Here is a 13,661-nt window from a genome sequence, read left to right as displayed (position 1 = left end):
CCAATTATAAAATCGTATGCATTGCCAATCAGTTTTTACTCATATTAAAGATGAAGACTCAGCGATAAAAACGCTCAGGTCAGAATTGACACAACAGAACTTGTCTTACGTGATGTGTTACTACACGGAAGAATACAATTTCGAGTTGATTCGAGAAGCGTTTCTTGCGCATTTTCCTGGTGTGCCTTTTCATGGCGCCAGTTCATGTCAAGCCGTAATGACAGATCAGGGCTTTCATACAGGACCAGTAATTGCGGCACTTGCTGTTTATGATACAGGTCCTCATGCTTATGGTACTGGTATTTCTAATCACAACTCAGGTGACAGCGTCACCAAGGCTTTGGATATGGCCCTTGAGAACGCAAACCGTGTAGGAGAGGTACCAAACTTAATTCTACTTCATGCTACACCAGGGCAAGAGGAATCAATCATTGCGTCTATAGATGAAAGATTTGGAACTCTAATTCCAATTATTGGTGGTTCGGCCGCTGATAATAACATCGCTGGGAAATGGTCTGTGATAACCGCCCAAGGCTCTCAAACTTCAGGTTTAAGCTTAACTCTCTTTTACTCCTCTCAACCTGTTGATATCGCTTTCAGCGCTGGGCATACACCAACTAATATCAAAGGTGTTGCAACCAAGACCAACGATAGATGCTTACTTGAAATTGATAATGAACCTGCGCTCAATGTTTATAGAAGGTGGACAAATCACCAGGATAACCAAGTAGGTAAAGATAATATGCTGTTTACAAACTCGAGTGCTTATCCATTAGGGCGGATCGCAGGTCATCTCTATGATCGCCCATATTACAAGTTATCCCATCCGATCCGTGAGACGCCAGATGGTGGAATCGAGTTGTTTACACGAATAGAAGAGGGTGACGAGCTCACATTAATGAAAGGAAGTCGTGAGCATCTCGTTGCGCGCGCTGCAAAAGTCGTCAATGCCGCTTTTAACCAAAAATTAGAAGAGTCTCGAAAAATTGGAGTGATAAATATCTTTTGCGCAGGTCCCATGTTGCACTTAATGCAAGACATGAATAGCGTTTGTGAACAAATTAACCAAGAACTAGAACATTTGCCTTTTATTTGCCCTTTTACTTTCGGCGAGCAAGGTAGATTTATTGGTGGTGAGAATGGACATGGAAACCTGATGATTTCATCGGCTATATTCCATAAACCTTATGAAAGATAAATACTTAGACATATATCAACAGGAAGCGCTTCAAGAAGCGTTAGTTGAGCTAAAGCAGGCTAGACAAAGAGAACGACTACTCGCTGATGAAAACAAGGCCATTCTTTCCGCGATATCTGCGATGAGTGAGGCAAAGAATCGGCATGAGATATTTACGGGATTAAACAATGTCCTCAAAAAGTACATCAACTTCGATGATTTTATTGTACTGACTCGTGATGGTGAACGATATCCCTTCAAGACATTGATATCAACTAATAGCGTATTTGATAATGTATCCTGGTTACACGGTAACACCTATCAAAGAGCTCTCAATGGTGAATGCATTCTACTGTTCGAGCCAGATAAACTCGCTGAGTTTGTTAACTTAAACAGCTTTATAAAAAGCCATGTAAACTCGGTCGTTTTAACTGGTATACGTTCAGAAGTAACGCAAACCGTAATCCTACTTATTGGAGCTCAGAAAGGGCACTTTAGCATAGAGAATAAGGAAACCTTGAGGCGGTTTCGTCCCTTAATTGAAAGGGCGGTCATTGATATCGAGACCAAAGAGAAGTTACAACGTATCGTTGAGGTAAGAACAACTCAGCTCGCTAAAGCAAGAGAAGAAGCAGAGCTTGCGAACCGCTCTAAGTCGGAGTTCTTAGCGATGATGAGCCATGAAATAAGAACCCCTTTAAATTCCGTTCTTGGAATGCTAGATATACTGAAGCAATCAACCTTGTCAGAAGAACAAATTGATGCGTTGAGCCAAATGGAGTGCTCTGCAGAGTTACTTCTCGCGATAATCAGTGACATTCTTGATCTCTCTAAAATCGAGTCAGGTCGCTTTCAGCTCAATGAACAATGGATTAATTTAAGAGACACTGTCACTTTTGTCATTTCTCAGCAAAAACAAATAGCTAAGAAGAAAAATCTCCAATTTAAACTCAACTGTACTGTCACTAATGACAAACAATTTTGGATTGACTCCACGCGGTTATCTCAAATCCTGTTTAATCTAATAGGGAATGCAATAAAGTTTACAGACGAAGGTGAAGTAAAAGTTTCTGTATCTGAGCAAGATGCTGAACTTGTGATCTCAATATCTGACACTGGAATTGGTATATCTAAAGCAAAGCAAGAGCACTTGTTTACGGCATTTCATCAAGGAGACCGTTCCATCACGAGACGCTTCGGTGGTACAGGACTGGGGCTCGCAATAACCAAGCATTTAGTTGAAATGATGCGTGGAAAGATTGCCGTTAAAAGTGATGAGCATGTTGGTTCAACCTTTACGATTTCGATTCCAGTTTTGACTCGTTGTAATCAAAATCGTCCAGTTAGAATCGAAACCAATCAACCGACAAAAGCAATGGAACTTCTCGTCGTAGAAGATACCGAGTCGAATCAGTTCGTAATAAAGCTTATCTTAAATAAGCTTGGCCATAATGTTCATATCGCAAGCCATGGAGCAGAGGCATTAACATTTTTAGAGGAGCATGAGGATTTAATCGATTTGATTCTCATGGATGTCTCGATGCCGGTGATGGATGGAATTACTGCAACAAGGCTTATTCGAGATAAAGGCCTCAAGACTCCAATTATAGCGTTAACTGCACATGCGCTAGAAAGCGATAGAGATAAATGCCTGGATGCCGGGATGGACGGATTCATTTCCAAGCCAGTTAGAAGACAAGATATCTTTGAAGCTATACAGTCATTTCAATAAGTAAAAAGGCGTTAATATAGATCTTAACAATCGATAGATTATTAAGATCTATATTAAGTATTTTATGGTAAATAACGATTATGTTTAATGCTCACTGTAAGGCCCTTAAATTTAAAATCTGCAGGGGAATAGGAGCATACTCAGACAACATTTAGCGTACAGCAATACATAATTTAACATAACACATATAATGCGCACTGCAATAGTGGTTCCTGTGGACTTGCAATCACTAAAGCCAATCCGGCACAAGCCATTGAAATACCTGATAATCCAAGCCCATTAAACTTTTTTGCAATTCCTTCCCATACTGCTTTTATCTGCGGATTATCATTGCGATCAGCGTGACAACCCAACAATGCAATCTCAGGGTCTAAACCTGATTGCTCTGCAAGAAAAATTGCTTGTGTATCAGTCATATAACGCTTTCCTTTGCGGAAATCACTGATTCTCTGCGGCGGCACATTCATATCCGCTGCAATTTGTTTGTCTTGTACGTAACTTTGAGCCTTTTTGTAGGCATCTAATAGTTTGTTCTGATACATACCGCTTCCTCCGTTTCCGTCAGTTTAGCTTATCAATCACCATTTTTGGTGTCTTGCGCTAACCAATTTTGGTGATTAGGCTACTAACCAAATTTGGTTATTCAATCAGTATCAGACCGCCTTAGCTCTGGGCGTTTGCCCTTGACGCTTTCGCGCTTGGCTTTGGCGGTCGCTCTCTCAACTAGTCAAGGTGGTTGTTTAAAAATGTTTGATTATCATAAGCTAGATTGTGATCACATCATCGCTTGCGATGGTATCGAGTTTGGTTTTAACGAAACTACCTCTGAGTGTTGGTTTGCTGTTTGCCATACTTTTAATGCCTGTTCTGTTACGGTTCATAGTGTTTTTGAGCCTCAAACAATCTTCCATTCTGTTGTTTCTATTTACCCAAATCGCTTTCCTGCGGTTAGTTTTGATAAGAATTCTGTTGAGTTCCGTTTTGATGATATTGACTGCTATAAGCAGTTTTGCCGTCACTTTTCTATCAATCCTTGTCAAAAAGTTCTCCAAGATATGGAGGCTCAATAATGCGCGAACTTGTTATTGATTTAGCGTCCGGCAAACAAGAATGGATTGATTTTGTTCCTGTCCATTCTTGGGCTTCATGTGAGCACATTCCTGACAACTTATTCGACCATCGTTTTGAGTACGTCGACCACAGATTCACAACGCCTGAGGATTTCATTCCGTCGGCTGTGAAGTCAGCAATGAGTGCGCCAATCTACTCACACGACCTGTCAGATTTTATTGAGCGCCCTACTTCTAACCCTTGCTTGGATTTGCCGAAATCATTACACCGTAACGGCGACTTCGCTCGACACATGACACGCGCTTACACCGACATCCTGAAAACACGCAACGCTTTAGAAGCTGTACGCGCAGTTAATGACGCTCACGACCGTTTGACTGAGCACGGCTACAGCTACGCGATGTCAGATGAGCAAATTACCAATCTAGCCAAGCGCAAATCACGCGACTTCTCTCGCGTGTTAAGTGCAATTCCGCTTGAAGAATCACAAGCGCGTTTTGATAAAGCGCGTCAGCTTCTTGATTCATTAGGCTTGGCATTCTCACCTGAGCAAATTCAATACGCAGAAAACAACTGTGAACTTTTCGCATTGGTGAACCGTGCTCTTGATGAGCATTGGCTTGTTCGTCAACTGCGCCGTAAATGTGCTTACGAGGTTGAATGTGTTGCGCGTGATTTAGCGCTTGTTCAACGCCGTAAGCAAGTTTACTGCTCGGATTTTTCTCTAAACCGTCAACGTGACCGCAATACGTCTAACCGTATCGCGCTAGAAAACACGATTGCTTACGATGAGGCTGACCCTTCTAACTACTTCACACTCAGCGAGCTATCCGCTAAATCGGTTTCTAACGCTGAGATTCGCCGCGCTGAAATGTTCGTTCGTCTGCGTGGCTTTGAGGAAATCGCTCAAGAATCGAATCACGATGCGGTGTTCTTCACGGTAACGGCTCCGTCTCGTTTCCACTCTGTTTCTAAGGGTGACATCAACCCGAAATGGCTTGAGGCTGGCAAGCCTGATGCGAAAGCGGCTCACGCTTACCTTATGGGCGTTTGGGCGAATCTTCGCAAGTCGATTGATAAGAGCAAAATCAAGGTTTACGGGATGCGCATTGTCGAGCCTCACCAAGACGGCACGCCGCATCACCACTTGTTGCTGTTCATGGAAAAATCCGCACGCAAATTTGTGACGTCTGAGTTTCGTCGTCTTGCTATGGCTGACTCTCCTGACGAAAAAGGCGCAAAGAAAGCCCGTTTCAAAGCGGAGGTTATCGACTGGTCGCAAGGTTCAGCCGTTGGTTATGTCGCTAAGTACCTGAGCAAAAACATCGACGGTCAACACATTGATTCTGACAAAGGTTCGTCTTTGTCTGGCTCAGATGCGGCGGAACGTGTCGTGACTTGGGCGCGTGTGAATCAAATTCGTCAATTTCAATTTATTGGTGGTCCATCTGTCACGGTATGGCGTGAGCTTCGTCGTCTTCGTGATGAATTCAAAGAGGACGATGCTTTGTTTACAGATTTATCTCAAGACGAACACTTTCTATTAGAAAAGGTTCGCCGCTCTGCTGATGAGGGCGACTGGAAAGCGTTTTGTTACGCAATGGGCGGTGTGTTCGTTAAGCGCAAAGACCAACCAGTAAAAGCGGAATACTCCGTTTCAACCTCTATCGAAAAACTGATTGCTTCAGGCGGTGAATATTCATCGACTCGCTACGGTGATATGGCTCAAGCGCGTTTGAATGGCTTGATGTTCCATAAGATTTTTATCGCGACTCGCTTCCGTACTTGGAAGACCGAGAACAAAGCGCAATTCATCCGTGCTCAACAAGGCATCATGTCTAACGTGGTCGATTACTTTGACGCGCTAGAACGTGAAAAAGAATACGAGCGTATGTATGACGACCTTTACGAACAATACGAAAAGCACCTAGCGCTCTATGACGAAATGGAAGCGCTGTTGCTCACTGACCCTCAGGAAATTAATGCGTCGTGTTGGGTGGGCGCAGCACCGCCCGACATGATGCATTAATTTCCCTTGGACTTGTGTCAATAACTGTCATTTCAATTTTCAACTAACCAACAACGTAAAAATAAGGGCAAAACACTATGAGAATGGAAGGTTTAATTCTAGATGTTTCGGACATCGTTCAAGAAACCAAAACAGACCGTAACGGCGAACAAAAGCAAAACGGCAAGCTGCGTCTTATCACGACCAACCCAACAGACACTATTGAAGTGCGCGTGTCTCCTGAGCTTTGGGAAAACGGCAAGGCTGGCGAACTGCTCAAGCGCTGTGTGGGTAATCGCATGATGTTTGATGTGGAACACAAGAAATTCAGCTTTGGTAACGATGAGGGTAAACACGTCTCTATCGACGGTTTCCATCTCTACGCCCTACCTCAATTAAACGAAAAGTAAGGGTTAAATCATGACCGAGACGCAATTTGCAGAGCTAATGGCTCGACTCGATAACTTTCAGTTGATGGTGTTCTTAGGCATTTGTTTCTTGCTAGTTGCGCTCGGTTGGATAGTCGGAGGACAAAGATAAATGCTGTCATCAGAGTTCATGCTCGGCTGTTTCGCGACAGCCTTTATCCTTGGCTTCTCGATTGGCTTCCACATTCTCGGATTCAAGAAAGCGGCTGAGGTTTCAACTTCTTCATAAACCATAACATAGGAAATAAGACTATGGAAAAGCAAAGCAAAGTACGCGCAGCAATGGCTAAGGCTGGCGCAGTAGTAACAGCAAAACGTGCCGCATTTGGTGGTGCACTTCTAACGGCGGCGTCTGGTGCTAACGCTGCACTTCCTGAGGTTGCTGCTAGCGCCTTTACTGAGCTTGGTAGTTATGTGACTGATATGCTCACCTCGACTTGGGGTATCGCCGTTCCACTAACGGTTGGTTTCATCGGTATCAAGCTATTCAAGAAAGGTGCAAACAGAGCAACGTAATTCTAACGACTGCTTTATACACCCATTGGTGAACGCCTCCGAATGGGGGCGTTATTTTTATGAGGATTACAAATGAGTATTAAACAAAGCATTGCGTCACTGGTTATTTTGCTGAGTGTTTCGTTTAGTGCTTCGGCTAAGTTGATCAAGATTTATCGTTTGGGTAACAACGGTAGTGTAGCAGCTGGTTGTTCTGGTCTTAATATTGGTGATGTTGTAAAGGTTGGCGCTCAGTCTGATTTAGGTGGTAAACGCTTTAATGGTAATACTTGTAAGCGTTATACCGTTCATGATGGCTATGTTAGCGTCTCTTTCCTGAACTATCGTGGCAAACCATACGGTGGTCAACTTCTTGCTCAATCCGTTGATTCTTGTCCATCGGGTCAAGAGGTAAATCCTGATACTGGTAAGTGTGAAGAGCCTCCAGTTCCTTTCTGCGAAAAGGAAGATACAGTCAATCAAATGAATCAGTTTAAAGATGCTTGTTTCGACAAGGGTTGGAACCCTGTGGTGTCTTGTACTGATTCAACTGAATCTTTAGAGATGTCATGTAACCCACCTCCAGAGCCTGAAGAGTGCACCCCTGACTCACCTGATTGGCCTGCATGTAAAGACCCAGAGCCTGAAGAATGTACACCTGATTCGCCGGACTGGGACCCTAGGTACGGTATGTGCTGTAGACCAGAAAACAACTGGTGTGACACACCTGAACCCGAATCTTGTGTTATTGGTGGTCCTAATTGGCCAGCGTGTGCGACTGATACCGATATCGACCCTCCAACAGGCGGTGATTTGGGCGACCCTGATAAACCAAGTGGTGGCGGTACTGGTAATCCTGACCCAGATAAACCTGAGCCTGATGTCGATAATACGAGTGATACCCTCGCCGCTATTAAATCCATGAATAGTGATTTGAATGCACAGCTAACTGGCATCAATAACGACATGAACAAGAATCAGGCGGAAACTAAGTCCGCTCTTGATGCGCTCAAGGCGTCGGTTGATTTGAATACCGATACCGTTGTCGATAATGCAAACCATGTAGCGAATGCGATTCAAGGTCAGTCCGATATGTTGTCTGATATTGGCAACAATACAAACCGTTTGCTGACTTCGGCGAACAACCAGTTAAGTAATGGTTTTGGTCAACTGTCTAGTGACCTTGGAGAGTTGCAAGAAACCAACCAACAAGGCTTTGATGAGCTTTCAGATAAGCTAGACGATTTAAAACCATGTGTACCTACTCCTGAGAATAGATTCTGTGAAAGTCCTCATGGATTGGATAGTAACTTTGTTGGTGATGCATTAACTCAAGCGGATTCGATTGTTTCCGGTGCTTTAGGCTCTTATGAATCGACGGTTGTTGGTGCGGCAAATGATTTGCTCGAAAAGAATATTACGGCTGAATCTGAGGCGCATATTACTGCCGTTTCCGATTCATTTCTTAACTTGCTTCCACAGCCTAGCCAATGTATGCGGCTTTCTTTGCCAACACTCAATGGTGGGAACGTTTCAATCTCTTGTGAGTTCTCTCATAAGTTAAAAATGATCCTCTCCATTCTGATTTACATCTACACGATTAAGACGCTTGTTGAAATCCTGCTGACTGAGGTCACGCCTGTACCAAGTAACAAGCCAGGTTCGGGGAGATATTACTAATGATTCAGCTATTACCTATTGTTTCAGGCATTAGTGCGGCACTGCGTTTACCTGCTTTGGTCGCGTTTATTGCACAAATAGCGACGACCCTGTTTGGTTGGTTCTTTATCGCCAAGGCACGCAACGTCACGATTAACTTGGTGATTATTACCTTATTGATTGGGCTTACTCTCGCACTCACTCTTGCCATTTATACGCTTGCCACTGGGCTTTCTTATGTCACACCCCCGTTTTGGTCACAAGCTGCTGGCATGTTTATTCCTAACAACGCAATTCCTTGTGTGAGTGCGATTTACTCGGCGCGTCTCCTACGTTGGGTGTGGGAGTGGAAGTTCTACGCGATTGTGAGGGCGGCGTAATGGCATCGGTCTACTTTGTTACGGGTAAGCTCGGCTCAGGCAAAACGCTAACGGCAGTCGGTAAGATTCGTGAGGCATTTATGCGCGGTGTGCCTGTGGCGACAAACCTCGATATCAACTTGAAAGAAATGCTTGGACGCGATAAGCGCAACACTCGCCTTTACCGTCTGCCGGACAAGCCTCAAGTGGAAGATTTGATGGTGATTGGTTCGGCAAACAAAAGCTATGACACCAAAAAAGACGGCTTGATTGTGCTCGATGAGTGCGGAACGTGGTTTAACTCGCGCACATGGAACGACAAGAATCGACAAAAGTTAATTGATCACCTTTTGCATATTCGAAAGCTTGGATGGGATGTGATTTTCATCGTTCAAGACATTTCGATTGTTGATAAACAAGCGCGTCTTGCACTGGCTGAACACACCGTGTTTTGTCGTCGTTTAGACCGTCTTCAAGTCCCTATTATCTCGACGGCGGTATCCGTTCTGACGCTCGGTCAACTCAAGTTGAAAATGCCCAAGTTGCACGTTGGCATTGTGAAGTATGGTGACAACGCGAACTCGCTCACTGTAGATAAATGGATGCTTTGGGGTACGGACTTATACAGCTCTTACGACACTAAGCAGATGTTTAGAAACAACTATGAGGACGGCGTTTATTCAGTATTGCCGCCCTACTATACCCACGGACGTTACACTGTCCCGTATACGTTGAGAAATATCATGCGCATTACGAAAATCTATCTCCGTAAATACTCTCGATTCAGTGTATTTGCGGCAGGTGTCGCCGTCTCTTTTGCGGTGTTCACCTTAGTTGGCACGCCGAACATGTCGACGGAACCCGAAACGGCTCAAACGGCGGTGCCTCGCGAGTCATTGAGTGACTTGCTCGACGGCTATCGAATCGAATCGTCAATGAATCCCCCAAACGTAGCCCCGTCTTTTGTGCTCGTTAAGGACGATGTGCGTCTGTCGTCGTCGCAACTATACGCAAAGGGCTTTACGGCTCAATCTAACGGCTCTTGCTCCATTACGGTTAGCGGCAACGGTCAATCATTCAAAGTCATGTGCTAGGGAATAAGGTGCGCTTTATGTCATGGATAATCGCAAAACTCACAGCTTGTCTTTCAAAAAAACAAAAAAAATCTTATTGTGCCGGAGGCTTATTATCAGCGCTCTCGTTGCTCACTATGCGCTGTGGTAAAGTTGAGAAACAAACTACGGCTTGTTCCAACTTTTCCACATCCAGCATTACCACCTTTCTGCTCGCGTGCACCCTGCTCAGCTCCCCTTCTTTTGCTGCAAGCTCTGCGCCTTTTGAGGCAAAGAACACACCGATTGGAGACTTTGCATCGTGGTTCTCGGTTCATACTGGGAATACGGTGGTGCTCGGTCAAGGTGTTACTGGTGAGGTCAGCTTTACCGCGCCCGATTTGAAAGATGAGGACTATCCAGCCTTTTTCCTTTCCGTGCTTCGCGCGCACGGTTACGAGCTTACGCATGACCACGGCGTTTTTACCATCATCGCTGACGCTAACAAGGTGGAGACGTTCGAACCCTCTCAAGTGAAGCTGTACTTCTTTGAGAATGTTCGAAATACCAAGGTCGTTGATTTGATTTCCTCGATGCTTGCTGCAACGCAGAATCAAACACTGAACAACAAAGCAATTAAGAACTACAAGGTTGAAGTGCTACCTACCACAAACAGCATTATCGTGACTGGCTCTGCAAACCAATTGAAGCACATTGATGTGCTCATCAAAGGGATTGATAGACCACAAAAGCAAGTCTTTATCGAGGCGGTGATTACCGAAACTGAGCTAGGCGATTCTCAAGAAATCGGCGTAAATATGGACTTGGCATTGAGTGAGGCTGGCTTTGTTTCGCAACCAACCGCAATCAAGAAAGCCGTTGATAACCTGCTGTTCTATGAGGGCGGTGATTTTAACGCGCTTATCAAAGCCGTGTCTAAGAACCAGAATACCAAGCTCTTATCACGACCAAACATGTTTATTATGGACAGGGAGCGTGGTTACATCACGGTTGGTCAGAACGTGCCGTTCCTCACTTCGTCAGAGGTAACTGACGGCGGTAATCGAGTCCAGCAAATTGAACGTAAGGATGTGGGTGTGTCACTTGAGGTAGTACCGCATGTGATTGGTGATCATGTTGTGTTGCAGATTATGCAAAAGTCCGACTCGGTAACGGATTCCTCTATCGCATCCGACATCATCACCAATACGCGAACACTGCAAACGGTGGTCAAGGTCAAAGACAGACAAACGATCTCTTTAGGTGGTTTGATTTCCCAAGAGCAGCGCGACTCTGTAAGCGGTGTGCCTGTCTTGATGGATGTGCCGTTGCTTGGTGCTTTATTCCGGTCAGAAAAGACCAATACGGTAGATAAAGAACTTAAAGTAACGATAAGAACCACGATACTTTGAGTTAAAAGAAAAGCCGAACAATTGCTGTTCGGCTCTGCTTTAGCTGTACTGTAATGCGTTTTCCAATTCTCTACACTTTATTATTGTGTCACGTTCTAACACGGTTGCGATATGTGTTTTGTCATAAGAGCTTCTAGCTTCAAACCGAAGCAACGGATGGTGTCCGTTAAGTGCATTGTTTACGTATATATCTCGTTCTTGTCTCTTCTTCTGCCTATGAGATGAATCATCCAGCTCGATGACCGCCAAGACTTTTGTGTCTCTATCCGTTATCACGTAGTCCATTCTTTTAGCCCAAGTTCGAGAGTTATCTTTAAAATTGGTCGGTTGAACTAACGCCATCAATGAAACTTGGCTATGAATCACGTATTCATCAGGTATAAGCTCCTGCAACACCCTATAGAATCTGCGCTCTGTCTTGGTGGCCAAGTATGTACTTTTCTTGTGAGGTACAGAATTAGTCTTATTGCCAGTCTTCGGCAGTGCTACTCCGACTATCTTTGGGTTCTTTTCTACAACTTTGGGTTCAAAAGAATGCACGCTGTTTGGTCTTCTAACCGCTGCACCTTGTTCCCATTCGTTAAGCCTACGTTTAGGTTTCTTACCCTTTTTTGTAAACAAATATACAATACACGCTAAAGATAAAAGTATTATTAACTCAGCCACTTACACTCTCATGCTCATAAAAATAAGAAAATTTTATTATATTGGCTTTGCTTTAGTTTAAATACTAAACATCTATAATTTAACCAAAAACATTTGTCTTTTTCACGGATTTTGGGAGTTAAACCTCGCTTTAACAAGCTTATATTTAAATATATTTTCATTGAATGCTATGTTATTTCCTGATAGTTTATGCACTCGATTGCTTTATTGATAAACTAATAACAATAACCCATATATATGACGCTAATCTATGGAACTCATGGGACAAGTAAAAGCTTTGCAGAGGATATAGTTGGGAGCGGTTTTAATGGCTCAAAGCTATCTCCAGGAAGGCATGGCCGAGGAGTTTATCTTTGGAGCTATAACGTAGACGCTCCAGATACAAGACCAAGGGCATTAAATTTGGCCAAAGAGTGGCATTCTTTTTGCTTCAGTAAAAAACTATATGACAATTGTCCTAAGAAAAGCTGTGTTGTATTAGACTGTAAAGCTGATGTCGAACTTCTAGATCTTGTGGACCATAAAAATGCCAATATATTTCAAGCATTTTTAGAAAAAGCTTCTGATAGAATTGAAAGCTCTAGGTACTATGGAGAGAAGGTTGACGAACAGAAAGCATCTAAGCTATACGGTATGTTTGTTGCCATGAAAGGCAAACAAGATAATAAAAAATATAATGCAGTGCATGTATTAACTAGCAGTCCTATCAAGGAAAATTTGTTAAGGTGGCAAAGTTTTACACAAGCAAGGCTTGATAGTTGTTATGTTATAAATGATACTAAAGTCGTGGACGTGATGGATACCATCTCAGTACCATAGCATATCAGGAGTAATGAAAATGACTGACAATTTAGACATTCTCGCAAGATTGGATGCTATGTCAGATGAAGAATTTTTTAATGAACTGGCAAAAGCTGATGATTTTGGCTTATCAGACTTACTTGGAACACCACTAGATTACCTATCTAGGCAAAAAAAACCTGCGATTTATTGTGAAGACTTTTCTTACCTGTTGCAGTTTATCATCTCTGCACCTGCACAAGCTAAAAGTGCAAAACGGTATAATAGAAGTTCATCATACAAAGAAACGTCCTCTATGGGAGGACGTTTTTCTTTCGGAGAGCAATCTCTAGAACCTGAATTAATGTGCGCATAACATGTACGATAAACACCCTATTCAAATTTTGGGTATTGATTACCTGAAATTGTATCTTGAAAAGAACCCAACTTCAGACTTAGACGATTTAGAGCAAGGTAACTTTCATATCCAATCCATGCATTCGGACTTCAATGAAGAAACACGCGAAATTTGGGTTAAAGTTAGATGCCTTATTGGATATGATGAGAATGCCAATAAGGAAGAAGACGCATCGTTTTGGCTTGAAGTAGAATTAGAGGCCGCTTTTGAAGTAGATACAACAAGGTTTGCTCCAAAGAACCTGCCTCATTGGGCACAAACCAACGCGACTATCGTGTTATACCCATACATTCGAGAAGCTGTTGCTTCATTGAGTGGAAGATTGTTCAATAAGGATCATGTAGTTATGCCTTTGTTGACAGTCCCTACAACTACATAAAGAAGGCTCCGATTGGAGCCTTTTC

General features: G+C 43.4%; 15 protein-coding genes. 13 read left to right on the top strand and 2 right to left on the bottom strand.

Translation table 11 applies throughout. The features are described from left to right. Window positions 1-16 precede the first annotated feature (16 nt). Together R7035_RS00305 and R7035_RS00300 are read left to right on the top strand one after the other, a co-directional pair. Complete coding sequence (locus tag R7035_RS00305) at window positions 17-1,198, top strand: FIST signal transduction protein (RefSeq protein WP_017634895.1); 1,182 nt, start codon at window positions 17-19, stop codon at window positions 1,196-1,198. Then, a complete protein-coding gene (locus R7035_RS00300) occupies window positions 1,188-2,909 on the top strand; it encodes an ATP-binding protein (protein WP_213971245.1) in 1,722 nt (573 codons plus the stop codon). The genes R7035_RS00305 and R7035_RS00300 overlap by 11 nt, the downstream gene beginning before the upstream one ends. A 173-nt stretch (window positions 2,910-3,082) precedes the next feature. On the opposite strand, the gene R7035_RS00295 is transcribed toward R7035_RS00300, so the two are convergent. Continuing rightward, entirely contained in the window at window positions 3,083-3,451 is a 369-nt protein-coding gene (locus tag R7035_RS00295; RefSeq protein WP_025522911.1) for a DUF3693 domain-containing protein, read from the bottom strand. A gap of 93 nt (window positions 3,452-3,544) precedes the next feature. Here R7035_RS00295 and R7035_RS00290 point away from each other — a divergent pair, with 93 nt between their 5' ends. The 8 genes from R7035_RS00290 (at window position 3,545) to R7035_RS00255 (ending at window position 11,393) form a co-directional block, all read left to right on the top strand. Next, the gene (locus R7035_RS00290) at window positions 3,545-3,979 is read left to right on the top strand and encodes a hypothetical protein (protein ID WP_318145916.1); all 435 of its coding nucleotides are present in this window, start codon (window positions 3,545-3,547) and stop codon (window positions 3,977-3,979) included. Then, window positions 3,979-6,009 (top strand): replication endonuclease, encoded by a 2,031-nt coding sequence (locus tag R7035_RS00285; protein WP_318145915.1) that lies wholly within the window; start codon window positions 3,979-3,981, stop codon window positions 6,007-6,009. Before R7035_RS00290 ends, R7035_RS00285 begins: the two co-directional genes overlap by 1 nt. 83 nt (window positions 6,010-6,092) lie before the next feature. Next, window positions 6,093-6,398: a hypothetical protein gene (locus tag R7035_RS00280; RefSeq protein ID WP_005389159.1), complete on the top strand. Its 306-nt coding sequence runs from the start codon at window positions 6,093-6,095 to the stop codon at window positions 6,396-6,398. A gap of 270 nt (window positions 6,399-6,668) precedes the next feature. Beyond that, window positions 6,669-6,932: a major coat protein gene (locus R7035_RS00275; RefSeq protein WP_318145914.1), complete on the top strand. Its 264-nt coding sequence runs from the start codon at window positions 6,669-6,671 to the stop codon at window positions 6,930-6,932. A gap of 72 nt (window positions 6,933-7,004) precedes the next feature. Next, entirely contained in the window at window positions 7,005-8,591 is a 1,587-nt protein-coding gene (locus R7035_RS00270) for a chemotaxis protein (RefSeq protein ID WP_318145913.1), read from the top strand. Continuing rightward, on the top strand, window positions 8,591-8,950 hold the full coding sequence (locus R7035_RS00265; protein WP_012841818.1) for a DUF5455 family protein: 360 nt from the start codon (window positions 8,591-8,593) through the stop codon (window positions 8,948-8,950). Before R7035_RS00270 ends, R7035_RS00265 begins: the two co-directional genes overlap by 1 nt. Further along, window positions 8,950-10,023 (top strand): zonular occludens toxin domain-containing protein, encoded by a 1,074-nt coding sequence (locus R7035_RS00260; RefSeq protein ID WP_025816149.1) that lies wholly within the window; start codon window positions 8,950-8,952, stop codon window positions 10,021-10,023. The genes R7035_RS00265 and R7035_RS00260 overlap by 1 nt, the downstream gene beginning before the upstream one ends. A gap of 17 nt (window positions 10,024-10,040) precedes the next feature. Beyond that, on the top strand, window positions 10,041-11,393 hold the full coding sequence (locus R7035_RS00255) for a secretin N-terminal domain-containing protein (protein WP_318145912.1): 1,353 nt from the start codon (window positions 10,041-10,043) through the stop codon (window positions 11,391-11,393). A gap of 39 nt (window positions 11,394-11,432) precedes the next feature. On the opposite strand, the gene R7035_RS00250 is transcribed toward R7035_RS00255, so the two are convergent. Continuing rightward, on the bottom strand, window positions 11,433-12,059 hold the full coding sequence (locus R7035_RS00250) for a DUF2726 domain-containing protein (protein WP_262662246.1): 627 nt from the start codon (window positions 12,057-12,059) through the stop codon (window positions 11,433-11,435). Between the two features lie 237 nt (window positions 12,060-12,296). Between R7035_RS00250 and R7035_RS00245 the strand changes: the two genes are divergently transcribed. Genes R7035_RS00245 through R7035_RS00235 form a run of 3 tightly spaced genes read left to right on the top strand, consistent with a single transcriptional unit; the run spans window position 12,297 to window position 13,636 of the window. After that, window positions 12,297-12,878, top strand: coding sequence for a hypothetical protein (locus R7035_RS00245; protein WP_262662248.1), 582 nt, complete (start codon window positions 12,297-12,299; stop codon window positions 12,876-12,878). A 19-nt stretch (window positions 12,879-12,897) separates the two neighbouring features. Next, a complete protein-coding gene (locus R7035_RS00240) occupies window positions 12,898-13,215 on the top strand; it encodes a hypothetical protein (RefSeq protein WP_262662250.1) in 318 nt (105 codons plus the stop codon). Window position 13,216: 1 nt separating this feature from the next. Beyond that, window positions 13,217-13,636 carry a protein-export chaperone SecB gene (locus tag R7035_RS00235; protein ID WP_262662252.1) on the top strand — a complete coding sequence of 140 codons (420 nt, stop codon included), beginning with the start codon at window positions 13,217-13,219 and terminating at the stop codon, window positions 13,634-13,636. Window positions 13,637-13,661: the final 25 nt, after the last annotated feature.

The organism is Vibrio sp. 1731, from assembly GCF_033339955.1.
Classification (GTDB): Bacteria; Pseudomonadota; Gammaproteobacteria; order Enterobacterales; family Vibrionaceae; genus Vibrio; species Vibrio alginolyticus.
This window is presented reverse-complemented; position numbering and strand designations above follow the sequence as displayed.